Consider the following 24954-nt stretch of genomic DNA (forward strand, 5'->3'; position numbering starts at 1 on the left):
GAAAACTTCAAGGACCGCGCTCGGTACGCCCCCAAGTGGCGCAGAGGAGCTGCGTGGTGCATTGCCCGTTCCTCCTCCTCGCACCGCCCTATGGGCACGAAGAATTGGGCTATGCAGCCAAGAGCGGCGTAGAATACACAAATGGAGAGAGTCGGCTGTTACCCGATGGCCACATTAGACCGCCAGAAATAACGCTGTATTGGATCGCCTAATGCGCACCGAGACCGAGCACACCATTTTTCTCAAGGACTATGCCCCGACGCCCTACGCGATCGTCGCCGTGGACATGGACTTCAAGATCACTGCGGCTGGGACTCGGGTGCGCACGCAGATGACGGTGGAGCCGCGACCTGAAACGGCGCCGGGCACGCCGCTGGTGCTTGATGGCGACGGACTGACGCTCGATTCCATTGCCATTGACGGCCTGCCGCTGATGCTCTCGGCCTATGCCTCAAACGAGACCGGCCTGACCGTTGTGGAGCCGCCGTTCCGCCGCTTCGTGCTCGAAACGGAAGTGAACCTGCAGCCCGACGCCAATACGAAGCTGATGGGGCTCTATCGCTCGGGCGGGACCTGGTGCACCCAATGCGAACCCGAGGGGTTCCGGCGCATCACTTACTATCTCGACCGGCCCGACATCCTCGCCACGTTCAAGGTGCGGATCACCGCACCCAAAGACACCGCGCCTGTGCTGCTTTCGAACGGCAACCTCGTCGACAAGGGCGAGGCTTCCGACGGCATGCATTTCGCGCTTTGGGAAGATCCGTTCCCCAAGCCCGCTTATCTCTTCGCGCTCGTTGCCGGCGATCTGGGCTCGATTACCGACAGCTTCACAACGATGAGCGGCCGTAAGGTTAATCTCGCCATCTATTGCGCCCATGGCAAGGAAGCCGAGTGCGTCTATGCCATGGATAGCCTCAATCGCTCCATGGCCTGGGATGAAAAGCGCTTCGGCAGGGAATATGATCTCGATGTGTTTAACATCGTCGCTGTCAGCGATTTCAACTTCGGCGCGATGGAGAACAAGGGCCTCAATATCTTCAACGACAAGTTGGTGTTTGCGCTGCCCGAGATCGCGAGCGACGCCAATTATGCCAATATCGAGCGCGTCATCGCGCACGAATATTTCCACAATTGGACCGGCAACCGCATCACCTGTCGCGACTGGTTCCAGCTGTGCCTCAAGGAAGGTCTGACGGTCTATCGCGATCAGGAATTTTCGTCCGACGAGCGTAGCCGCCCGGTGCAACGCATCCACGATGTCGAAAACCTGCGCGTAACGCAGTTTCCCGAGGATGGCGGTCCGCTGGCGCATCCACCGCGGCCTGATCATTACCGCGAGATCAACAACTTCTATACAACAACCGTCTACCAGAAGGGCGCTGAAGTCGTACGCATGCTGGCAACGCTCCTCGGCGAAGCTGGCTTCCGCAAGGGAATGGACCTTTACTTCGAGCGCCACGATGGCGAGGCGACAACGATCGAAGCTTTCATCAAGGTGTTCGAGGACGCCAATGAGGTGGATCTCAATCAGTTTGCCCAGTGGTACACCCAGGCGGGAACGCCAATCGTCAACGCGCGCGACACTTATGACGCCGCGAGCCAAACCTACACGCTGAGCCTAAGCCAGCGGACGGCGCCCACTCCAGGCCAACCGGAAAAGGCGCCTTTCGTTATTCCCGTCAAATTTGGGCTTATCGGACCGAATGGACACCCTGTGACTTGGTCCGAAGTCAGTGGCGGTCGCGTAGAGGGTGACCTCATCGTCCTTGACCAGGAAAGCGTCACTCTGACTTTTTCCGGCGTTGCAAATCGGCCCGTGCCGTCGCTGTTCCGCGGCTTTTCAGCTCCCATCAAGCTCGAGACGGGGCTCGGTCATGGCGATCTACTCTTCCTCGCGCGGCATGATAGCGATCCGTTCAATCGCTGGGACGCGATGCAGACGGTTGCAACGCAATTGCTCGCCAAGAGCGCCACTGGCGCGAAGCCGACGACCGGCGATATCGATGCCCTGCGGCAGGCGATGATGGATACGCTCAACGATCCATCCCTCGATCCGGCCTTCAAGGCGCAGGCGATCGGCATTCCGGACGAAACCGTTATTGCGCGGCATATCGGGCGCAATGTGGATCCAAGCGCGGTCAGCGCGGCGCGGGCAAGCCTTGTCAAAACCATCATTGACCCAATTGCGGCACAGCTTGAATCCGTCTATCGCGATCTCGCTATTTCCGGACCCTATAGCCCCGATGCGGAGCAAGCCGGACGCCGGTCGCTGCGCAATCGGCTGCTTGCTTTGCTGACGGCAGGGTCGGATCTCGGTGCGGACCTGGCTGAGGCGCAGTATTACGCGGCGACCAATATGACGGACCGCTACGCTGCGCTGGCCATCTCGGCGCATAACTGGACCAAGGCCGCGCCTGCTCTACTTGGGGATTTCCGAACGCGTTTCGGCGGCGATCCGCTGGTGTTCGACAAGTGGCTGGTGGCGTCCTCGCAGGCGCCGGACGACGGGGTGATCGAGCGCCTTCGCGCTATCCTTTCGGCACCGGACTTCCCCAAGACTAACCCCAATCGCCTGCGCTCCCTGCTCGGCAGCTTTGTCATGAGCAATCTCGAACAGTTCGCACGCGCCGATGGGCTTGGCTTCCGTTTCGTCACGGAAGCGGCGGCGGAAATCGATAAGGTCAATCCGCAGGTCGCGGCGCGTATCCTGACAGGCTTCCGGACATTGCCGCTCCTTGAAGCCAATCGCCGCGAGATCGGGCGGGCAGCGCTTGAGGCACTCAAGAGCCAGCACGCGCTTAGCCGAAATACCGGCGAGATTTTGGATCGAATCCTCGCCGGCTGACCCCAAATCACAGCTCGCTGTTTGGCGCTAAGCCACGGCTTCTGGGCACCTCAGACGAGTATTCCACAGGCGGGTTCCGGAGACGTTCTTCGGGACCCTTTTTCTTAAACTATTTTTCTTTGAGCCTAAGTGACTCAAGAGACTCGCGTTTTTTGACAAGCCCAAAACAGCCCTTGTGAGGACTCTGGACAACACCCCTCGGGATGATTCATTAATCGTTAACGGGCAAATCGCTTCGAGACTAACCTCTTCTAGTTCTGGAGAATTTTATGCAGTCGTCGGAGACCTCCGGCGCCAGTGCTGACGAAATCGGCGCGGGCAATGGACGAAATTTCTGGCGTGTCCGCCACCACGGCAAGACTGCACCCCGCAGCCGGCGCAACAAGACAACATCGGTCACGATGTCAGTCGCCGGAACAGCTTTTATCGCCGCAACACTCTTTGTTGCCTATGACGTCTATTCGACATTGGCAGAGGTAAAGCGCGAGCTGGCTCTGATGGGCACCGCTGTTGCAGCGCGCGTCGCCACCGTTGCGCCGGAAACCGCCGAAGCGACTTTGGCGGGCAGTCTGGGTGATTATCCCGGGATCGTCAGCGCCAGCTTCATCCAAGGTGGCGTACCAGAGCAACGACCGCTCTTTTCCGAATTGGTCCCCGCTGGCGAGCATGGGCTTCTCAGCATTGAAGGCGAACAGTCCGGCGCGCTGGCTGGCATCGCAGGCCGCGGCGCCGCAGCCCTCGCCCTTGCCGGTCTTATGACCGCCTTTACACTGCGTCGCCGCCGCGACGACGACACCGAAGTTGATCTACAGCTCGAAACGCTCGAAGTCCTGACGGCGGCCATCCCCATGGGCGCTGCCTGCTGGACCGAAGAAGGCCGCATGATCGTCTGCAATGAGGATTATCGCGCGCGCCTCAAACTCCGCGACAATGATATTACCTACTCGGAAGCGCTGGGACGCTTGTTGACAGGCGGCTACCTCAAGCTACTGCGCGAAGATCGCGGCAATCGCCTACTCGAATTGCATCAGGTCGATGGCTCCTGCCTGATGATCGAAGAGCGTCCTTTGGACAATGGCGGGTTCATGACCCTCGTGTCGGACGAAACCAAACGGCGCCGGGCCGACGTTCTGCTCACGACGATCCGAGAAGAGCAGCGCCAATTGGCGCGGCGCTATCATGAGGAAAAGATCAAGGCCGAGGCTGCGAGCCGCGCCAAGACCAATTTCCTTGCCCATCTCAGCCACGACATCCGCACGCCGCTCAACCACATCATCGGCTTTGCCGAACTGATGGGACGGGAAACCTATGGCAAGCTCGGCGATCCGCGCTATGCCGATTATGTGCAGTCGATCCGTAATTCCGGCGAGCATCTGCTCAACTCGTTCTCTGCCATTCTCGACCTCGCCGAACTCGACAACGGCCAGAAGGTGCTCCGGTCCGACAAGGTGCCGGTTGATGAGGTCATCGATTCCGTAAGCCGCCGTTTCCAGGCGCAGATCAAACGCGCCGGTCTCGAGCTTGCCGTCAGCGCCAATTGTGGTGCCGTGCTCAATGGCGATCGCCTGGCCCTCGTCCGTATGGTCGCCAATATCGTCGAGAATGCCATTCGGTTTACGCCGCCAGGCGGGGAGCTGACCCTAGCTACGTTCGCGGCTGAAGATGGCGTCGTGATCGAAGTGACCGATACCGGCATCGGTATGAACGAAGAACGCCTCAGCAGCCTCGGTCAGCCATTCGCCCTTGGCGATGCGACTTTCACCAAGGAAGGCGTCGGCCCGGGCCTCGGGATTTCGATCTCCCGCGCCATTGCCGAATTGAGCGGCGGCCGCATGGTGATCGACTCAACGCCTGCGATCGGCACGACCGTTGCCATCTCCCTCCCGATCGGGGCAGACCTATCCAAGGCGACAGTGGCAGCATGATCGCAACTGGTCCGATGCGCACCGACCGATAGGCGTTACAGCGTTCGCGCTTTTTCGTACCACTCAGCCGCTGCTGCTGAGACTTCGTCCTGCATCTGGGCAATATCGGCCTTGAGCAGCCGGAAATCGGGATAGTGGCAGAGTTGGGCCAAAAGCTCTTCGAACGCTGGAGACCAGGCCGTCTCGCTGAACGGCGCAACCAGCGCTGAACTCATCACCTGTAGAATGGTCGCGTAGATCTGGTGGATCTCCGCCAGTCTTTCGCCCCTCGGCACCAGCCCAAGCTTGCCGAGGCGCATCAGAACGCGCGGCGGCGCGGCCTGTGGCAGATCGATCATCCTGCTCGCAACGAGCTGAGCGGATTGGGCGATGAATTCGAGATCGACGAGGCCACCCGGCGCCAGCTTGAGATCGAAGGCATGGCGCGGCTTGCGCTCCTTGGCCATCAACGCGCGCATGGAGACCACATCGTCGATGGTTTTCCCGACGTCGCGTGGCATGGCCATGACTTCGGCGATCTCGGCATCGACTTTTGTGCGCAAGGCCGGAGCCCCAGCGACGACGCGTGCGCGCGCAAGTGCCAGGTGTTCCCAGGTCCAGGCTTCTTCGTGCTGATAGCGATGGAAGGAGCCAATGCTGGTAGCGAGTGGTCCGGCATTCCCCGAAGGCCGCAGCCGCATGTCGGCCTCGTAAAGCACGCCTTCGGCCGTCGGCGCAGCGAGCGCGGCAACCAGACGTTGGGTAAGCCGCGCAAAATAATGAGATGTTGCCAATGGCCGCTCGCCGTCGGACTCTGCATCTGGAGCGTCGTAAAGCAGGATGAAATCCAAATCGGAAGCGAACGTCATCTCCCGGCTGGCCATCTTGCCGAAGGCCAGCAAGGCGGTCGATGCGCCGGCAATTCGGCCGTGGCGCCGCGCGAACTCATCCTCTACGCTGGCAAAAAGCCGGTTTAGCAAGGTCTCGGCCAAGGCGGTGAACTGTTCACCGGCAACCGTCGCAGAGACTGTGCCCGAGAGCAGCCCCGCGGCCACGAGGAATTTCTGCTCCTGCCCGATGATGCGGGCGCGATCGATCAGATCTTCATAGGAGCGCGCATCGGCGAGGAAGGTATCGACCTTTCCAACCAGCACATCGCGATGGGTGACATCGTCGGCAAAGGCCGGGTCGATCAGACCATCGACCACGTGCGCGCGGTGAATAACCGCCTCCGCCATGCGCGGGGCCGAGGCCATGAACTGGACGAGCAGCGACCGCAATTGCGCATGATTGCGCAGCAGCGCGAAAAGCTGCACGCCAGCAGGCAGGCGCGAGAGAAAGTCGTCCATACGCGCGAGACCCAGATCGGCGCTTCCCGCCGCGGCGAGCGTCGTCAGCAGCGCTGGCAAAAGCTCGGTCAAATGCGCGCGGGCCGCGGAAGTGCGCGTGGCGGCATAGCTGCCATAGTGCCACTTGCGCACGATCTCGATTGCCTTGTGGGCGTCGACGAAGCCCATATTGGTGAGGGTTTCTAGTGTGTTCGGATCGTCATCGCTGCCGGTGAAAACAAGGTTGCCTTCGACGGTCCCCAGCGTTTCGCCTTCGGTGAACAGCTCGGCATAATAGCGGGCGACCCGTTCGAGCGCGGCGCGATAGGTCTTCTCGAATGTTGCGAGATCAGGCTCGCCCATCAGCTGGCCGATAACGGCAACGGCTTCGGGCGTATCGGGCATGATGTGGGTCTGTTCGTCGCGCAGCATTTGCAGCCGATTTTCGACGGCGCGGAGATACCAATAGGTCTCGGTCAGTTCCTTCGCCGTCGTCGGCGCGATCCAATTGGCTTCGGCAAGCGCGGCCAGTGCATGCGAAGTCGGCCGCACCCGCAGCGACTTGTCCCGGCCACCGGCGATCAGTTGCTGGGTCTGCGCAAAAAACTCGATCTCGCGGATACCGCCACGACCAAGTTTGACATTGTGCCCTTCGACACGGATATCGCCGACTTTCTTCGACACATTGATCTGGCGTTTCATCGCCTGGATATCGGTGATTGTCGCGTAGTCGAGATGCTTGCGCCAGACATAGGGCGCTAGCTCCTTGATGAACGCCTCACCCACCGCCTTGTCGCCCGCGCAGGGCCGCGCCTTGATCCAGGCGGCGCGCTCCCAATTCTGGCCGCGCACTTCGTAATAGGCAATCGCCGCATCGACCGAGAGCGCCACCGGCGTTGAACCAGGATCGGGCCGCAGGCGCAGGTCGGTGCGGAAAACGTAGCCATGAGCCTGATGATCCTCCATCAGCCCGACGAGCTTTTGCACCATGCGCGAGTATATCTTCGTCGCCTCGCTCGGATCGACAAGCACAGGCTTTTGCGGATCGAAGAAGGCGACGATATCGATATCGGAGGAGTAATTGAGTTCGCGCCCGCCATGTTTGCCGAGGGCGAAGAGCGCGAGACCGGAATTGGCCGCCAGAGCTTCCTCACGCGGCAGAACCAGTTGTCCCTTGTCTGCGGCCTGCCCCATCAAGAGATCGAGCGCCGCTTCGAGCGCTGCGTCGGCCAGGTCGGAAAGCGCTTCCGTCGCGCGTGCCGTCGTCCATGCGCCACCGGTTTCGGCAACCGCCGCCAACAGTGCAGTCCGGCCCTTGGCGATGCGCAGGGACTGCCCAAGCCCGGCCTCGTCACCCGACCGGCCAGCACTGCTCACCTCGGCCAACAGGGCGCCGAAAGCGACATCGGGGCCCGTTTCGATCGCGTCCATCAGCCATTGCGCATGCACGCGCGCCAGTTCCAGCAAATAGGGCGCCGACTGCAGCAGTGGCCCTAAAAGACCAGCATGCGTCCGAACCTGCTGGCCGAGCGAGGGTGGCAAGTCAGGGCAAAGCGCGTCAAATGCTGGGTGAGGAGTGGATGGCAAAGGCGAAAGGACGGTGCTCATTAAAGAGGCATAACCCGCCTCCTCCGACCCAGCAAGTCGGGCTAGGCCCTGCCCGTCTTATCGCCTTCAGTTTGGGAAAGTTCAGCCAGGACGCGCTTTTCCTCGTCCGACAGATCATCCCCAGCCTGGGGCGGAGACTGCCTACGGCTGGCGATCCAAATGCCGCCCAGGCCCGCAGCCAGCAGCGCCGGCGCCGCGATCCAGAGGAGCCAGGTATGCTCGTTGAGCCTTGGATTGAGGAGGACATACTCGCCATAGCGATCGACGAGATATTGCTGGACCTCGGCGTCACTCTCACCGGCCACCAGCCGCTCGCGTACCAAAATGCGCAAATCCCGAGCGAGATCGGCGTCGCTGTCGTCGATCGACTGGTTCTGGCAGACGAGACACCGCAGCCCCGACGAAATAGCCCGCGCCCGTTGCTCCAGCGCCGGATCGGACAGCATTTCGTCTGGCGACACCGCCAGGGCCGGAAATACCAGAGCCAACATCAGAGCAAGACAGGCCAAGAGCCGCTTCATTCGGCCGGTTCCAGGACGTGCTTGGTGGCGCGCTGTGGGGCGCCGACGCGGAGCCGCCGATCGGTTAGCGACAGCACCCCTGCCCCCGCCATGACAATGGCGCCGAGCCAGATCAGGAGGATGTAGGGCTTGTGCCAGATGCGGACGACATGGGTGTTGTCGAGCGGCTCGCCGAGCTGCAGATAGAACTGCGACAGCCCAAAGGTGGCGATTGCCGCTTCTGTCGTTGGCATGCCGCTCGCGACATAGGTCCGCCGCTCGGCCTCAAGATTGGTCGTGCCGCCACCAGGCGCGGTCAGGGTGAAATGGCCGGTGTCGGCCATATAGTTCGGGCCCGGAATCTGGGAGAAATCGTCAAATGTCAGAGAATAGCCGGCAAGTTGCGTCGTCTCTCCAGGATAGAGCGTTGTGACCAGTTCGGTTTCCCAGGCGCTGACAGAGACAATGCCGAGCACTGTCAGCCCCAAGCCCATATGGCCAATCGCCGTCGACCAGATGCTGCGTGGCAGGCCCGCCAGACGGCGCAAACTTTCGCGCACTGGAATGCGCCCGATCTTGCCGCGCTCGATCAGTTCAGCAAAAGCGCCGAAGGTGACCCAGAAGCCAAGCAGCAAGCCTAGCGGGGCGAGAGAAATCGAGACGCCGCCGAGCGCAGACACCAAAATTGTGAGGAAAATGGCCAGTCCCGCGGCCCCGATCAGCCGCTGCCCCGCGGCCACCATATCCGCGCGCTTCCAAGGCAAGAGCGGTCCAAACGGCAGAACCAGCAAGAGCGGCGCCATCAGCGCGCCGAAAGTCAGATCGAAGAACGGCGCGCCGACGGAAATCGTGGTGCCGATCAGCGCGTCGAGCACGAGCGGATAAAGCGTGCCCACAAGGATCGCGCCGACAGCCGTCGCCAGGAACAGGTTATTGAGGATCAATGCGCCCTCGCGGCTGATGGGCGCAAACAGGCCACCCTGCCGCAAGGCGCTGGCACGCAGCGCGAACAGCAGGAAGGCGCCACCGATCAGCACGGCGAGAATAGCGAGAATGACGAGACCACGCGTCGGATCGCTGGCAAAGGTATGGACCGAGGTCAGGATGCCGGAGCGGACAAGGAAAGTGCCGAGCAGCGACAGCGAAAAGGTGATGATGGACAAAAAGATCGTCCAGATTTTGAGCGCATTGCGCTTTTCCATCACTAGCGCCGAATGAAGCAGCGCCGTGCCCGCCAGCCAGGGCATGAAGCTGGCGTTTTCGACCGGGTCCCAGAACCACCAGCCGCCCCAGCCAAGTTCGTAATAGGCCCAGTACGAACCCATGGCGATGCCGAGGGTCAGAAAGATCCAGCTCAGCATGGTCCAGGGCCGCACCCAGCGCGCCCACGCCTGATCGATACGGCCGGAAATCAGCGCGGCGATAGCAAAGGAAAAGCAGATCGAAAAGCCGACATAGCCGGCGTAGAGTAGCGGCGGATGAATGGCGAGGCCGATATCCTGCAAGATCGGATTAAGGTCGGCGCCCTCTATCGGCGGCTGCGCAAGACGCGCGAACGGATTGGACGTGAAAAGTGTAAAGCCGCCAAAGGCGACGACCAGAAGGCTCTGCGTCCCGAGCACCAGATTGAGAAGGTCCGCAGGGAGACGCCGGCCAAACGCCGCGACCAGAGCACCGAACAGTACAAGGATCAGGATCCAGAGCAGCAGCGAGCCTTCGTGATTGCCCCAAACGCCGGAGATTTTGAAGATCAGCGGCTTCAGCGAGTGCGAATTGTTCGCCGCCAGCGCTAGGCTGAAGTCGGATGTCGCGAAGGCCTGCACCACGGCAAGAAACGCGACTGCCACAAGCACGAACTGGAGAATAGCCGATTGCGCCAAGACGGAAGCCAGACGTTCGCCGCTGCGCCAAAGCGTCAGCCCGCCAATGGAGGATGCCAGCGCAATGGCGCAGGCAAGGATCAGAGCGAAATGTCCGAGCTCGATGCTCATTGCGCTGTGCCCTCCGGCCGCCATTCGCCCTGCGCCTTCAGCGCCTCGACGACCTCCTTGGGCACATAGTTTTCGTCGTGTTTCGCCAATACATTGGTGGCGGTGAAAATGCCATCAGGACCGACCGAGCCCTCGGCGACGACGCCCTGCCCTTCGCGGAACAGGTCCGGCAAGATGCCGCTATAGCGCGCCGTGATCTCGGTGCCGCCGTCTGTGACGACAAAGCTATTGTCCTGCCCAGCGCGGACCCAGGTGCCATCCTTGACGAGACCACCAAGACGGATTGGGTGACCGGGCTCGACACCACGCGATTGAATTTCGGATGGCGAATAGAAAAAGACGATCTGGTCGCGCAGCGCCGTCAGCACCAGCGCCGCAGCAATAGCCAGGACGACTCCGAGGCCGACAATGACAGCCAGACGCTTCTGCTTGCGCGACCAGCCTTTGCGGCGGACTGCGGAAGGCATGGTCATTGCGCGTCTCCGTTCAGTTTCAATCCTGCGCTCAGGGCTAGCGTGTCGAGCTCACCCCGTTCGAACGCCGTGGGATAGGCTGCGACCGAAGCATCATAAGCCTTTTGCGCATTCGGCAGATCGCCAAGCACGATGTAGGAGCGCACGAGCTGCGTCCATTCTTCGATGGTTCCGCCCTCGTCGTAAAGCCGTGTGGAGAGACTCTCGACCATTCCGCCGATCATCTCTGCCTGATCGGCGGCCGTCGCATCGACACCGTCGTTTTGCGCCACTGCAAGCCCCTGCCGGGCAGCGGGTAGCCACGGCTCCGCCCCACTCGCGAGGTCGATTGCCGACTGCCAATAGCGCGCGGCATCGTCATATTTTGCAGTCCGCGTCAGCTCGGCGGCCAGATAAAGCTGCGGCTGCGGGTCAGTGGGGTCGAGTTCGGTTGCCTGGCGCAGCAGCGTCATAGCCTCATCAGACCCTGCGCCATCCGCCGCAAGCAGCAGCGCCTCAGCCTGGTCGGTCAAGAGTTGCGCCGTCGGTTGCGATAGCGCGATGACACGGCCATAGGCGTTGGCGCCATCCGTGAAGCGGCCGACCTGCACCAAGGCCGGCGCGAGGACGGTCCAGCCGCGAATGTCATTGGGATCTTCTGCAAGCCGGGTCTCAATGCGGGAAATGGCTGCGTCGATATCCATGTTTTGCGCCGCCACATCGGCGCGCGAGGCGAGGGGCTGAGCGGGAATATTGGGGCTGCCAAGAAGAGCATAACCACCGAGCGCAATGGCGGCGACAAGAGCGGAACCGGAGACAAGCGCGGCGCGGCCGAATCCGGCGGCAGCGGGCTTGGCTTCCGACTTTGCCCGGATCATTTCGCGCGCCAACTCGCCCTTGGCGCCAATCGCTTCATCGGCATTGATCTTGCCGGCTGCCAGATCGCTATCGATCCCGGCGAGCAATTGGCGGAAATGGCTGGTGGTATCTGCGCTTTCGTCCACCGCTGCGTTGACCGGGCGACCGCGCCCCGCGTACAACAACGCGGCGCAGGCAATTGCGGTTACAGCTATGGCGATCAACCAGAAAATCATGGGCTCCGGACGCTTGCTTCCGGCCTTGAGAAAGGCCGCGCCTTCTATAGGCCGATTGGCAGCAAATGCCACTAAAACCCACGTGTTAGCACCGGACTCATTGCCACAGGGTCAGCGCGCCGCAGGCAGGCCGCATGCCTGACATCTTGGTCGAGTTCGCTGTTTTCGGCGCCAGTCCGCTGGCTTGCCTCGTCGCGGGCCTCCTTGCCGAGCGGCATGGAAAAACCGTGGTGCAGATCGCAGAGCCCGAAGCCCGCTATCGGTTGACGCGTCACCTCGATCTCTCGATCGCGCCGATCACCCGGCCAGAAACCTGGGCGATTTTGGGCAAACTTGTTCCCGAAACGCAGAAGCTGCTGACGCGGATCGCTGGACGTCGTGTCTTGCGCCGGCTCGATCCTCTGCTCTACGCTGATCACGTAGAAGGCCAGGAAGCTCTTGGCCACATTGCGCACATGGCCCGCGCCAACGGGCTGATGGCCGATCGGGTTGCCAGTTCGAAGCTTGGTCCGAACCGAAGTGCGTTCCGGTTCGGCGACGTGCTGACAATCGACCGACAAACGCTGTTGCCGCGCTCAGAAAAATGGCTCACGGGTCTAGGCGTCAGGCGTTTCAGCCCGGAATTTGCCGCTCTACACGCTGATGGCGTGACCGAACTGGCGGACGGCGAGAACACGATCCGGGCCGCGCGATCGATCCTGAGCGACGAAGCCGCCATCATGCGACATCTGCCCACCGCGCAGTGGCCGGACGAGCTCCAGACCCGGCCCCATGCAAGCATTCTCATTTCCGCCAAGCATCGCCTCGGCAGCGAGGTGATGCTCAATCTCGATACCGGTCTGACACTCATCCAACTCGATGGCGGCAGTGTCGCCGCGACGGGCCCCGGCACACTCTCGCAATTTTCGGCACAGCTCGCGCAAACACTGTCGGACCGTGGCGTCACCCAACAAATCGGACAGTCCGGCTTCGACGCGCTTGTCTCGCTTGACGGTGCACCAATCATCGGCGATTTGGACACGGGACCAGTGATCCTTGCCGGCCTTGGCACGACCGGCGCGTTCCTCGCGCCTCTCTTTGCCCGCTACCTGACGAATACCGCGAGCGACGAAGAAGCTGCTTGGTGCGCCGCAAGGAGCTCAGGCACCGACCGCCGCGCCGTCGCCGAGTTCCTTTTCCGCTTGCCGGATCATGCCGCATGAGACCGCAAATCAGCCGGCTACCCGCAAACACCGCCAAGGGCCTCGCTGGCTCGCAAATTGATCGCACCCGGCCCATCGAGTTCCGTATCCAGGGTCGCATGGTCTCGGCGTTCGAAGGCGACACGGTGCTGACCGCGCTTCTCGCTTCGGGCATCGACACCATCGGGACCCATCACGGTCAGCCGATTGGATTGCGCCACGGCGCAGCCCCGGCAATTGCCTATGCCGGAGCTGCCGCCACGCCAGAGCTCGCCTTGCCGATGGATCGTGTACCTGCGCGGGGCGGCGCCGATTACGTCTTCGTCGCTCCCGGCAAGAAATCAGGCCTCATCACCCGCCTGTTCCAAGGTGGCCGCACGCTGGGCCTGACGCTGGACGATCATAACAGGAGCCTCGTCCGCCCGTGGCGCAGTCTCGTCGGTCGTACTGAACCCGGCGTCGATGTGCTCCTCATTGGTGGCGGCGTCGCCGGGATGAGCGCGGCTTTAACTGCCGCTCGTGCCGGCCTCTCGGTCACGCTTGTGGAAGAGAGCCCGATGCTTGGTGGCCATTCCGGTCTGTTCGGCACTCAAGATGGCGATGCAACGCCTGAGGACCACGTCGCGCTACTGGTCACCGAAATCAAATCCCACGCCGCAATCACCGTTCGCACCCATAGCGAAGCCTTCGCGATCGTGCCGGGTCTTGTCCGCGTGCATCAGATCGATATCAGCGGCGGTCTCGTCACCGGCAAAGTGCTCGACCTACCCGCCCGCTACATCATTCTCGCCACGGGCTCCATCGAGCGCCTCCCCGTCATTCCCGGCAATCGACGGCCCGGCGTCATCGGCGCGCAGGAAGCCTATGAGCTCGCTCAGCGCTACGGCATCTGGTCAGGTCATTCGGTGATGGTCGCAACCTCGGCCAATCCCGCCTACCGCCTTGCCACGCTGCTTGCCGAAACCGGCATCGCACTCGATCGCATTACCGATGGGCGCGATCAGGCCAGTTCGCGCTATATCGAATTTTCGAAGGCTTATGGGTTCCGCTTGTTTCCTGGCACGGTACCAAAGAGCATCGCCACAGCCGACGGGCAGCTTGCCATCGATCTGGCGCATGGAGATGCCGTTCGTGTCGACAGGCTCATCCTCAGCGGCGGCTGGCAGCCCGATCTTACGCTGTGGCACATGGCTGGCGGGCATAGCCGCTGGAACGCCAATGCGGAGCGGCTCGAACCCATCGGCACGCTCGACACAATCGCTCTCGCTGGCGCCGCCGCGGGCTACCTCACGCGCCAGGGCTGCGTCACCAGCGGCGTTGCCGCGATCAATCATCTGCTCGGCCGGGCTGGTCCCGGTGTCGACGACCCCGTCATATCCGCCCTTTACGAGACGCCCGATCGGCAGATGTGCGCTCTTGAAGCGCCAGACGCGAACCCTGCCTATCTCGATGCCGAAGCCAGTCTAGTCGTTCGCCCTACCCCCCAGCCGCAGCATTGGTTGTCCAAAATCACCGACAGGCAAGGAAGCACTTCGGGCCTTCTCGCCGAATGGCCGCAGCCGCTTTCGATTTCTGCAATTTCCTCGGGCGTCGCTCTTGGCCTGATCCCTCCTGAATCTGCCGGTGTCGTCGCGCAGGAGCGGGTCGCCCTGATCCCTCTCTCGCACCAAGATGCGGCAGACATTTCCGCGCCATCCGAGACTAAGTCTGTCCCAGATTACCTTCAGGGACGGTTTGGCACCGACGCCATAGTGGTGCAGCTCGATCAGCCCGAGGCGCGCCGAACCGACAGCGGTGCACTCATCTTCCTCGATCACGATACGACCAACCCGCAGCACGCGGTGGGTGTCGTCCTCAGAATGCAAAATGAGAGGATCGAAGCGCTCTTGGCCGCAGCCCATGCGCAGCCGGGCGTAAGGCTCGTCGTGCGGGATCTCGGCCAGGCGTTCCCGGCCGAGGTAAAGGCTTAGCTGCGCTTTTCCGCAGCGTGCCGCGCGCGCTTCAGCGTCTCGGCATATTCCGCCGAAAATCGCACCTGCGCCATCTGGATCACCGCATCGAGACGCGCGATCGTATTGGTGTCTTCCGGGTCCTGCCGATAGGTATCCATCGTGCGCTGAATGTGGATTTCCAATGCCTGGCCTGACTGGTTCCAGGCCTGCTCGAACACCGAATTGAGCGCCAAAGAATCCCGGCAATCCCGCACGGTTGCGAGGAGGAAAATCCCGCCAACAGCCGCAAAGAGCTTTTCGGTATCGAGCCGATCGGCATTCTCGCGCCGGCGCATGGCCTGGTTGAGGTCGGTCACAACCTCTTTGAGCCGCGGCTCCAGCCGGTCCGAAACATATTTGGTTATGGCTGAAAGCGTTGCCGTCGCCTGGCTGCCGCGCGAAAACTCGATATATCCCGTCAAGGAGCGAACGAGCTTGTGGAAACGTTCGAGCGCCCGGCAGATCAGATCCACATCGGCGAATGGCCCATTTCCCTCGAAGAAGCGCAACTGATTCTGCGCATGAGCAATATAGGCATCGAGGAGTGGGCCAAGACCCGCACGCCGCACGGAGACTTCCGTGGCCGGACCCGAAAGCTTGATGGCCGCGAGAACGAGGATCGTGGGGTTACCCGCCTGACCAAGCGCAGCGTGGAAAACCAGCGCCGCAAGCGCAGGCTCCTGCAGCGGCATGGCCTTGATGGCTGCAGCCAGAGCATTTTCGTCGGAGATTGAATTGGTCGCCTTGCCGAAGGCCTGGGCTTTGCCGAGGAGCGCCCGATTGCGCAGAGCCAACATCACCGTGGGCAAATGCTGGCGCGTGTCGTCGCCGCCAAGCTGGGCGGAAAGGCGTCGCGCGCCTTCCACATCAGCGAGGCCCTGAGCGAGCGCGGCCTTCATCCGCCCGAGCATTTCGGGCAGAGCGGCTTCCACCTCGGCGGGCGTCAAAACACCGCTGGCGATGCGGTCAGCCGGAAAAATATCATTGCAGATGTCACGCGTTACCCAGGTCCAGATGGCCTGGGCAGCATGAGCATTCACCGATCCCTGAAATGTCTCGAGCACTGGGTCATGCACGAGAACGGAATCGATCAGACCACAGAAAGGGCCTTTGGGCTTTGGTGCCGCGCTCGGCTGGGCAGAAGCCGGCGCAACGGTATCCACGCGGTTGGCGAGCTGTGTCATGGGGCTGTCAGTCAAAAAGAAATTTGACCGACAGCGTACCGAGCGCAGGTAAACAATCCATGTCAGGCATGGATTGACTTGAGTTTATGCGGCGCCCTGAACCACATTCCAATTGCCGGTCTGCTCGCGGCAAGCGGTGCCCTTTTTCACGTAGTCCTGGCCATTGGCCTTAACCGTGTGCGTGAAATCGCGGCAATCGAGATTGTTGACGCGGACGTAAGGCCCAACCGAAACCGAGCCGGTCGTGCCCTTGTCGCCAGCCCACTGGCGCGGCGCGCCGGGACGGCCAAACTGGAGCGCGTAGAATTGCGCGCTATTGGCTTCAGCCGAATCCTTTGCCGTCATCACGGCGAGCGCTGCGCTATCGACAAAACCGGTGGAAACGCTGGTGGTCAGGCGAGCCTGCTGCGTCGTCTGGGCCGTGCTCGGCATCATCGGCTGCGTCACGACCGGCATTGGAGCAGTAGCCACGACCGGAGCCTGCGCCACTTGGCTTGTTCCAGTGCTGGAGCAACCGGCAAGCGCCAGAGCAAGGATAGGCATGGCAAACAGGGCAAAGCGATTCATCGTTATGGACCTTATCAGCGTTCGATCGGTACTTGTTGAGCCATTGCGGCGAAAGTGCGTCAGGCGGCGGATGGGCGCCCAATGCCCACCGCCCGTGCAGCGGGAAGGCGCAGTTCGACCAATAGTCCGCCTAGCGCCGAACGTTTGAGCTCAAGACTTCCGCCATAGACATCAACCAGTTCCTTGACGATATCCAGCCCCAGCCCGCTTCCGGGCGTTTTCTCGTCGAGCCTGACACCGCGGCGCAACACTTTGCGGGCGTCATCATCAGTCAGACCGGGGCCATTGTCCTCGATCCGAATCAAAAGCTGGCTGCCCTTGGCATTGCGCTCGCCCGAAAGCGAAACGTCCACCTGCCCCCTCGACCACTTGCAGGCGTTGTCGAGCAGATTGCCCGCCATTTCCTCAAGATCGGCTTCATCGCCCCTAAACCAGGGAAGTCCCGCCTCGGATTGCTCGAAATGAACATCCACGTCGCGATGGATTTTCCCCATCACCCGCGCCAGCCGCGACAGGATCATGCCCGCATCGGCTTTCTTGCCGACGACTGATGTCCGCGCCGCGAGCCGCGCGCGTTCGAGATAGGTCGAGACCATTGTGCTCATCTTTTCGGTCTCGGCCGCTACGGCATCGGCCAAGGCGCCATTTTGCGTCCCGGCCTCATTGCGCAACACGGCGATCGGCGTCTTCAACCCATGGGCGAGATTGCCCACCTGATTGCGCGCGCGCTCGATGATCTGGGCATTGGAGCGCAGGAGTTCGTTGACCTCCTCGGCCAACGGCGCGATCTCGGTGGGATAGCGTCCTGTAATCTCCGTCGTTTCGCCCTCGCGGACGCTTTCGATTGCCGCACTGAGCCGCCCCACGGGCCGCATGGCAAAGCGCGCCACGATCACGCTCATGATGGCGAGCATCGCCCCCACCGCGCCAAGCACAATGAATGTCTGCCCGCGGAAATCGCCGACCAGCCCAAGAATTTCAGTGAGATTGCCGGCGACCTCGATCCGATAGGTCTGGTCACCCATCGAAACACTGCGCTCGACGACGCGCAATTGCGTTCCGAAGGCATCGGACAGCACGCCAGTGCGCCGGCCGAGCGCATCGAGATTCCCGCTCAGCCCAGGCAGATCGATACCCACAACCGACGTCGACAGATTGACCAGCCGCCCGCTACCATCGCGAATAATCCAGTACCAGCCCGAGCGCGGACGATCGAAACGCGGATCCGCAAGTGTGATTCCTGGGTCGCGCGGATCACCGGCCTCGAGCAAAATCCCTGTGAGGCTCTCGACGTGAAAATCGAGCGTCTGGGATAGCGTCGTATCGAGCGTCCGCGAATAAAGGTCGGTCAGCAAAAAACCGGTCGCGACCAGCGCGATCACGAGCCAGCCGGCCGTCAGCCAAAAAAGCGAAGCGGCAATCGATCCCTTGCGCAGCCAGTGCGGCGCGTTATCGGGCGAAGCCGCCGGTTGTCCGGTCTCGTTGGACAAGCCCGCCTAGTCCCCGACGATCTGATAGCCGAGTCCGCGCACCGTCTGGATGCACTCTTCGGGCAGTTTCTTGCGCAGGCGCCCCACGAACACTTCGATCGTGTTGCTGTCGCGGTCGAAATCCTGGTCGTAGAGGTGCTCGGTCAGTTCCGTGCGCGAGACGACCTTGCCCTTGTGATGCATCAGGTAGCTCAAAAGCCGCAACTCGTGGCTCGTCAGCTTCACAGCCTGTCCATTGACCGTCACCCGGCCCGAACGCGCATCGAGCCGCACCGGCCCGGCGGTGATTTCGTTGCTGGCATGACCTGCCGCGCGGCGCACCAGCGCCCGCAACCGTGCCAGAACTTCTTCCATGTGGAAGGGCTTGGCGACATAGTCGTCGGCCCCGGCGTCGATCCCCTGGACCTTGTCGCTCCAGCGATCGCGCGCCGTCAGCAGCAATACCGGCGTGGTCTTGCCAGCACGGCGCCATTCTTCGAGCACCGAAAGCCCATCCATCTGTGGCAGGCCGATATCGAGCACCACCGCATCATAGGGTTCGGTTTCGCCAAGGAAATGTCCCTCTTCCCCGTCGAATGCCACGTCGACGACATAGCCTGCTTCGGTCAGGGCTTCCTTGAGCTGCCTGTTGAGATTGGTATCGTCTTCGACAACAAGAATACGCATCGCCTGCCCCCGACGCTCAGAGAAATCCGCTGGTGACCACTACCACCATTCCCGCACCAAGGCACAATCGGTCAGAAACCTATTGTGCGCTCAGTGTCAGGTTCTGCGCCTGACCATCCGCCGTCAACACACCGATGATATAGACCAGTTGTCCGCCCTGATCGCAAACCTGGACGTTGAGAATTTCGGCGCTGCCATCGACGCCATTCGCCGCCAGCACGGCATCGAGGGACATGATCTGCCCCGAGGTGACGGCTTCCTGAATCTGTTGCCGGTCAAGACAAGCCTGTGCCTGGCTCGCTCCCGTACCCGAAAGGGCCAAGGCAAGAGCCAGTGCAACGGCGGCAGCGGCGGATGGTTTTGGGGCTTTCGTGTTCATGGCGTGAAACTAGCGGCACCTAGCTGAATGGGACATGAATAAGGCAGGTCATATCCCAAAGCTGATTGTCCCGATTTTGTTCCGTCATGCCATGTGGTCACTGAAACGGTGGGTTTATTCGGCGACTTCCAAAGATAGCGATCGCCATGATTATCTGCCCCGCCCGAGTTCACCAGACAGTCTTCTGGCCCTGAGAATATGCTCTGTGGAACCGAATTGAAATGATCAATTTTAGCCCCACCACTTAAATTCCCGACACGCACGTAATAGGGGTGCTTTAGCCTCCGTTCCGTCACATCAGCTGACGTTGGGGAAACAATAATGTCGAAGCCGATCCGGTCCATGCTCCTTCTGGGAGCTGCAGCCCACCTGTCCATTCTTCCACTTGCCGCGACCGTGCCAGTGGTGCTGGCGCAGGCCAACCTGCCCGCGCCATATGTATCTCGAGCGTTCGATGCCGTCGTTCTGCCGATCGACGAGAGCGTTCGAAGCGCTTTCGCGCTCAATGCAGCCGACAGCGGCGTCCTGGTCCTCGCGGTTGCGCATGACGGTGTTGCCGCTCAGAACGGCGTCGAACCGGGTGACATCATCCATCAGGTCAAGGGCAAGGACATTGCCACGCCGATCGAACTCGATGAGGTGGTTTATTTCTGGCTCACCCAGCAGGTTTCAGATTTCAGCGTCGACTATTATCGCGCCGGTGTCTTGTCCTCGTCAGACGTGATCATCACACTCGAACTCTACGAGGCAGCGCTCGATGTTGCGGCCGTGTCCAATTGGACGTCCTGGAGTTACGAGGGCTTCAGCTACGAGGAATATACCGTCGAATACTCCGAAGAGATCGTTGAAACTCACGAAGAGTCCGAAACCACCATTGAGGAAACGGTGACCTCAGAAGAGTTCTCGTCGGAACTCGAAGAGGACAGCCAGGAAGACGAGGCCTCTGACGAATCCGAGGAAGCGGCGTCAGACGACGCTGATGCGGATGATGGCGCCGCGGACGACGGTGACGAAGCCGATGATGGCGGCGAAGATGATGGCGCGGATGACGGCGACGGTGGGGAGGAGGAGTAACCTCATCATCCGCTCCGGAACGCCGACATTGTCATAGCACCAGTTTACCGAACTGGGACTGGAGGTATTCCAGTCCCAACCACACTGAAATCGCTCGGCATCATTCGAGGCAGAAGCTCCGTCAAACCGCGCCCGTCTTCAATCCCTTGCGCAGAAAGATGATAGCCAGCGCTTCGAGAATGAGATTGCCTGCTGCGCCGCCATCGAGCGATGGCAAATCCACGCCCAGCACCTGCGCCAACCCCGCCAGCAGCATGAACGCCGCGACGATATAAGTGCGATAGCCCGAGAAAACACCCATCGGCAGTCTCCTTTGCATGGAAGTGGAATTTTCGACGGCGCCCAGCGCAGCCGCGCGCACGGCGGCCACACGGCTGGTCCAGCCGCGGCCGAAAGCCGGAAAAGTCGCGAGCCCGCGCAGGAAGGTGAGCCGCCGGTCGCAAACCGCGTTGATCAGCGCCCTACTGTCAGCCGCACCAAGCGCCGCGAGCGTCTTCGGCCCGACTTCGCCATCCGCCGCCACGCCGAGCGCCACCTGCAAGACCCGCACCGCCCGGTCCGGCCCGGAATTGACCGCAAAATCGAACACCGCGAGGTCCACCCCCGCCGGCATCGCCCCGGCCCTACACGGGTTCCAAAATTGCGCCCGATAAATCTGCGCCGCCTCGGCCCGGCTCAGCGCCTTCACCGCGCTTTTCGGCAAGTCGGTCCAGGGCGAAATTTTTCGCCACCGCGCCAGTGTCTTGCGCGTGATCCCCATATTCGTCGCGCCGCCAGGATCGCTCGGATGGTCGCTAAAGTCCCCCTCGTGCTTCAGCACCTCCTTGAGGCACCGCTCAAACCGCTCATCCGCCATAGCCCTGCTCCCGTGCCTGCCCCGCTCCCAAAGCCGGGCTCACCTGCGCCACCGTGTAGACAAAGCCCGTCGCCGCACCGCCAAAGTCGGCCACCTGCTCGGCGAGGCTATAGCTCGCCTGCGCGGTCCCGGTATCGATGACGCGCTTGACTGTAGGCCCATCAAAAATCGACAGCCGATAGTGCTCCGGCACCACATCGAGCCCCGGCTCCGCCATGCCCCAGGCATCATCATCGGCCCGGCTTCTTCTGATCCAACTGAAGGCGATGGCCCCGTCACTCAGCCGCCTGACCCGCAGATGCACCGGCGCCAAGGGTAAGGCCGCCGCCACCGGGGTCACGGCCGAAACCACCTGCCCCACAAGATCGGCGCTGCCGGCATAAGCCCGAACATCCCGCACTTCGCCCAGCCAGCCCGGCTCCACCGGCACAGCACTAACGCGACCATCCAGCACCATGACGCGACGACCCGAGGAAACCGGCCCCACCGCCGCATCCGTCCCGATCAGCCCACGCAAAAGTTTGGACAGCCGATAGACCCCCGCCTCGATGAGTTCAGCCGCGGTAAAGCCGATCACCTCCCAAGCCCCCGCATCCGTCTCGACCGCAATCCGATTGCCACCCGCCAAGACCGCTGGCTCGGCCCCATCGGCAAGATGCCCGCCATAAAGCCGGATGGTCAGCACATTGCCCCTGTCCCAAACCGCCCGCGGCCCAGCCCCAATCGCCTCTACCACCTCGCCCAGCGTCGCCGGCCGCTCCACTTGCGTCAGTGCCGCCCCCGTCGCCGCATCCACCAGCCGCACCATTCCCGGCCAGGGCCGCGCAAACGCGCCCACCGCCAGGCGGCTGCGCGTAAGATCACCCGCATCCGGCGGCAAATGCGCCAGCGCAATCACCGGTGTTGCCGTCAAACCAGCCACTGGGGCTGGCGCCGGTGGCCGCGTCAGCCCCGCCGCCGTCGCCACTCCAGCCGCCACCGCCCGCGCCGTTACCCGCCGTACAAGCCCGTCGCGGATTTCTGTGATCTCGAACGGTCCCTCGGCGAGCCCCTCCACGGCCACCCGATCCCCCGGCTCCACGGCAAGGAGGCTCGGCGGCAGGGCCAGTTCGACCGTATCAAGCGACGCCGCTCGATCATCGAGCAACCGTTCCGCCGCCAGCCTTGCCCCTGCCCCATCGAGCACCATGGAGAGGCTCTCGCTGACCAACGGCCCCGTCCCCGGCCGGATAGACGTCGCCGTCGCCACCAGATAATCCCGGTCACGATCGATATGACTTAGCGCCAATCGTGCCGGCCGCTCTTCGGCCGCCGCCCGACGGCGCGCCAAGATCGGCCCCTCGCCCTCCGCCAGCGCCTCGTGATCGAACGTCACCGCCGCCGATCCACGCGCCGAGACGGCCGTCAGCACACCCTGCCGCGCCAGCAGCCGCTGCCCCGTAATCTCCAGCAGCGGCTCCAGCGCCTCTCGCGCCGTCCCCGGCGATGCCAACATCACGCCCGTCACCATCGGCTGCGCTGCCCCCGAAACCAGCGTCACCCCATGATCCCGCGCGATCGCCGCAGCCAATTCGTCCGTCGCCATGCCCCCAAGCCGCCCGGTCAGCCAATGCCCCGTCAGATGGTTCGCGCCATCCGCCCAGAAATCGGTCAAGGCCGGAAAAGCCGGGTAAGGCCGCGCGTCCCAGGTCCAGCAATAAATCCGCTCGACATCGACCATGCCCGCCGGATTTTTCGCGGGATCACTCCAATGCCGGTAGTGCGCCCGCAGATATTGCCGCTGCATCAGCGCATCGGGCGCCCCATTGGAGAAGTATGGCCGCCCACCCTCGGCGCTCTTGGCGTCGCCAAAAATATTGGGCTGGTTCGCGCCCTTGTCGACCGCCGCGCAGCCCAATTCCATGAGCCAGATCGGCTTCGCCCCCGGCACCCAGGCCGTCGGCACAGCCGCTCGCACCCCGCCCGGCCGGTTGAAATGCTGCTGGCTCCAAAAGCTGACCAGATCCTTGAACCGCCAGATCCACGGCTCGCCATATGCGCCATCCGCAATCGGCGTCCGCACCTGGTTCAGCCGATCGGTGTCGCTCGCATAGAACCAATCGAACCCTTCGCCCCCGGCGATATTGCCGCCGAGATAACCAAGATCATGGATGCCCCCCGCCGCGGCATCGAGATGCCCCTCGCCCTCGCGCCAGTCAGCCGCCGGCATGTAATAGTCGATCCCGACCGCATCGATGGCAGCCGATGCCCAGAGCGGATCGAGGTGAAAAAACTTCTCGCCCCCGCCCTGCACTCCGGCATATTCGCTCCAATCCGCCGCATAAGTCAGCTTCACCCCGAGCCCGACCAGCGCCCGCACATCGTCCGCCAAAGCCACCAGCGCCGAAACGAACGGAAAACTATTTCCCGCCCCGCGCACCGTCGTCAGCCCGCGCATTTCCGAGCCGATGATAAACGCCTCGGCCCCGGCCTCCGCCGCTAGGCCCGCATAGTGCAGCACCATGGCGCGATAACCCGGCACGAATGCTGCCACCTGCGCCGCAGCCGTTACCGTCCCATCGGGAGACCCCGCCCGTCCAGCCGCCGGAAAACAGGTGATCCGCCCGCGCCAAGGATAACTCGCCTGCATCGTCCCGCCATAAGGATCGGGCAGACCATTGCCCGCCGGCACATCCATCATCACCATGGGATAGAGCGTCACCGAAAGCCCGCGCGCCCGAAGGTCGGCAATCGCCGCGCGCACGGCCGCATCCGATGGCGTCCCACCATAAGCCGGTCCGCCCGCATGGCTCGACACGACCGGCACATCCCCGCGCGAAAACCCCGCGACGCTCCATTCGACCCCCTCGACCACACGCTCCGCCGACTCGACCCGCGGCCCGATGGCACATGATCCACAGCGCAGATCGTCCCCAAACCAGGCCACCACCAGCGACACATGCTTGAGGTTCGGGCAAAGCTCCTGCAACTCGTCGATCGACACCGTCCAGTCGCTGACACCAGGCAAAACATGCGCGTTCTCGGCCTCGCCCGTCCCCCGTCCCAACACGCGAAAGCGCGGCACCGGGTCATAACCAAACTCGGTCGCGCCGGGGATCACCGTGATCGCCCTTATCGCCGGCTCCAGCTCGCCCACCGGCCGGCACAGCTCCACCGAAATCTGCGGAATGCGATTGCCGAAGCGCGAGAGCGGCAGGTTTTCGAACACGATGTAGCAAAGCCCGCGGTACGCCGGCGCCTGTCCCGTCCCCTGCGTCGCTTCGATCAGGCTATCGGGCGCCTGGTCCTCGCTCCCCGCATAAAAGCGGAAATTGAGCCCGCGCGTATCGAGCAATTGCCCATCCGCCCAAATCCGCCCCAGCCGCGCCGCAGTCCCTTCGCAAAAGCCGATGGCAAAGCTCGCGCCGATTTCGTCGTCTTCCTCCTGCCCAAACCCCTTGGCGCCCGACGTCTCACCCCCGAGCCGCTCCAGCTCCCGCGCCCAGATGATATTTCCGGCCAGCCGCCCCCAGCCATAGAGCCGCGGGATCGGCACGCCCTCCGCCGATCCGCCAATGCGGACGTCAAAGGCGCGCTGCTGCGGCTTTTCGCCAAACAGCATCCCATCGACAGCACTCCCCGCCAGCGCCCCCAGCGCCCGCCCGATCGTCGCCCCGATCGGCCCGCCCACCAGCGCCCCGGCAAACTGCCCCGCCAGGGATAAAGCCAAAGTCGCCATGTTTCACCATTGCCTAAGAGCCACGATCCTCCCTCGCCCCTTGAGGGAGAGGGACAGATTTTCTGCGTTCAGCAGAAAATCAGGGTGAGGGGTATTCTCTCCTCCGCAGAGGAGCATGTGGTT

The 24954-nt window shown here is 62.4% G+C and carries 17 protein-coding genes; 5 read left to right on the forward strand and 12 right to left on the reverse strand.

What is annotated here, in order from left to right:
- Positions 1 to 211 precede the first annotated feature (211 nt).
- Positions 212 to 2848 carry an aminopeptidase N gene (gene pepN / locus DevBK_RS09340; protein ID WP_317185224.1) on the forward strand — a complete coding sequence of 879 codons (2637 nt, stop codon included), beginning with the start codon at positions 212 to 214 and terminating at the stop codon, positions 2846 to 2848.
- 269 nt (positions 2849 to 3117) lie between these two features.
- Positions 3118 to 4773, forward strand: a complete 1656-nt coding sequence (locus tag DevBK_RS09345) for a HAMP domain-containing sensor histidine kinase (protein ID WP_317185225.1) — start codon at positions 3118 to 3120, stop codon at positions 4771 to 4773.
- A gap of 35 nt (positions 4774 to 4808) precedes the next feature.
- Here DevBK_RS09345 and DevBK_RS09350 read toward each other — a convergent pair whose 3' ends face one another.
- The 5 genes from DevBK_RS09350 to ccmI all read right to left on the reverse strand — a co-directional run bounded on the left by DevBK_RS09350 (position 4809) and on the right by ccmI (position 11725).
- Positions 4809 to 7622 (reverse strand): bifunctional [glutamine synthetase] adenylyltransferase/[glutamine synthetase]-adenylyl-L-tyrosine phosphorylase, encoded by a 2814-nt coding sequence (locus DevBK_RS09350; protein WP_317185226.1) that lies wholly within the window; start codon positions 7620 to 7622, stop codon positions 4809 to 4811.
- Positions 7623 to 7729: 107 nt separating this feature from the next.
- Complete coding sequence (locus tag DevBK_RS09355; protein ID WP_317185227.1) at positions 7730 to 8209, reverse strand: cytochrome c-type biogenesis protein; 480 nt, start codon at positions 8207 to 8209, stop codon at positions 7730 to 7732.
- Positions 8206 to 10179: a heme lyase CcmF/NrfE family subunit gene (locus DevBK_RS09360; protein ID WP_317185228.1), complete on the reverse strand. Its 1974-nt coding sequence runs from the start codon at positions 10177 to 10179 to the stop codon at positions 8206 to 8208. Before DevBK_RS09360 ends, DevBK_RS09355 begins: the two co-directional genes overlap by 4 nt.
- Positions 10176 to 10652 (reverse strand): cytochrome c maturation protein CcmE, encoded by a 477-nt coding sequence (ccmE, locus tag DevBK_RS09365; RefSeq protein ID WP_317185229.1) that lies wholly within the window; start codon positions 10650 to 10652, stop codon positions 10176 to 10178. Before ccmE ends, DevBK_RS09360 begins: the two co-directional genes overlap by 4 nt.
- Positions 10649 to 11725, reverse strand: a complete 1077-nt coding sequence (gene ccmI, locus DevBK_RS09370) for a c-type cytochrome biogenesis protein CcmI (protein WP_317185230.1) — start codon at positions 11723 to 11725, stop codon at positions 10649 to 10651. Before ccmI ends, ccmE begins: the two co-directional genes overlap by 4 nt.
- A 134-nt stretch (positions 11726 to 11859) precedes the next feature.
- On the opposite strand from ccmI, the gene DevBK_RS09375 reads away from it, so the two are divergent.
- Positions 11860 to 12927, forward strand: coding sequence for a hypothetical protein (locus DevBK_RS09375; RefSeq protein ID WP_317185231.1), 1068 nt, complete (start codon positions 11860 to 11862; stop codon positions 12925 to 12927).
- The gene (locus DevBK_RS09380) at positions 12924 to 14876 is read left to right on the forward strand and encodes an FAD-dependent oxidoreductase (RefSeq protein ID WP_317185232.1); all 1953 of its coding nucleotides are present in this window, start codon (positions 12924 to 12926) and stop codon (positions 14874 to 14876) included. Before DevBK_RS09375 ends, DevBK_RS09380 begins: the two co-directional genes overlap by 4 nt.
- Here the strand turns inward: DevBK_RS09380 and DevBK_RS09385 are convergent.
- The 5 genes from DevBK_RS09385 to DevBK_RS09405 all read right to left on the reverse strand — a co-directional run bounded on the left by DevBK_RS09385 (position 14873) and on the right by DevBK_RS09405 (position 19183).
- Positions 14873 to 16081 (reverse strand): hypothetical protein, encoded by a 1209-nt coding sequence (locus DevBK_RS09385; protein WP_317185233.1) that lies wholly within the window; start codon positions 16079 to 16081, stop codon positions 14873 to 14875. The genes DevBK_RS09380 and DevBK_RS09385 overlap by 4 nt on opposite strands.
- An 84-nt stretch (positions 16082 to 16165) precedes the next feature.
- A complete protein-coding gene (locus DevBK_RS09390; RefSeq protein WP_061907990.1) occupies positions 16166 to 16648 on the reverse strand; it encodes an RT0821/Lpp0805 family surface protein in 483 nt (160 codons plus the stop codon).
- Positions 16649 to 16707: 59 nt separating this feature from the next.
- A complete protein-coding gene (locus tag DevBK_RS09395; RefSeq protein ID WP_317185234.1) occupies positions 16708 to 18138 on the reverse strand; it encodes a HAMP domain-containing sensor histidine kinase in 1431 nt (476 codons plus the stop codon).
- Between the two features lie 6 nt (positions 18139 to 18144).
- The gene (locus DevBK_RS09400) at positions 18145 to 18804 is read right to left on the reverse strand and encodes a response regulator transcription factor (RefSeq protein WP_061907988.1); all 660 of its coding nucleotides are present in this window, start codon (positions 18802 to 18804) and stop codon (positions 18145 to 18147) included.
- A gap of 79 nt (positions 18805 to 18883) precedes the next feature.
- A complete protein-coding gene (locus tag DevBK_RS09405) occupies positions 18884 to 19183 on the reverse strand; it encodes a hypothetical protein (RefSeq protein ID WP_317185235.1) in 300 nt (99 codons plus the stop codon).
- Positions 19184 to 19504: 321 nt separating this feature from the next.
- Here DevBK_RS09405 and DevBK_RS09410 point away from each other — a divergent pair, with 321 nt between their 5' ends.
- A complete protein-coding gene (locus tag DevBK_RS09410; RefSeq protein ID WP_317185236.1) occupies positions 19505 to 20257 on the forward strand; it encodes a PDZ domain-containing protein in 753 nt (250 codons plus the stop codon).
- Between the two features lie 121 nt (positions 20258 to 20378).
- Here the strand turns inward: DevBK_RS09410 and DevBK_RS09415 are convergent, their stop codons facing one another.
- Both DevBK_RS09415 and DevBK_RS09420 read right to left on the reverse strand, forming a co-directional pair.
- On the reverse strand, positions 20379 to 21113 hold the full coding sequence (locus DevBK_RS09415; RefSeq protein WP_317185237.1) for a glycoside hydrolase family 108 protein: 735 nt from the start codon (positions 21111 to 21113) through the stop codon (positions 20379 to 20381).
- Positions 21103 to 24831 (reverse strand): glycoside hydrolase/phage tail family protein, encoded by a 3729-nt coding sequence (locus DevBK_RS09420; protein ID WP_317185238.1) that lies wholly within the window; start codon positions 24829 to 24831, stop codon positions 21103 to 21105. Before DevBK_RS09420 ends, DevBK_RS09415 begins: the two co-directional genes overlap by 11 nt.
- Positions 24832 to 24954: the final 123 nt, after the last annotated feature.

This window comes from Devosia sp. BK, assembly GCF_032907385.1.
GTDB lineage: Bacteria > Pseudomonadota > Alphaproteobacteria > Rhizobiales > Devosiaceae > Devosia.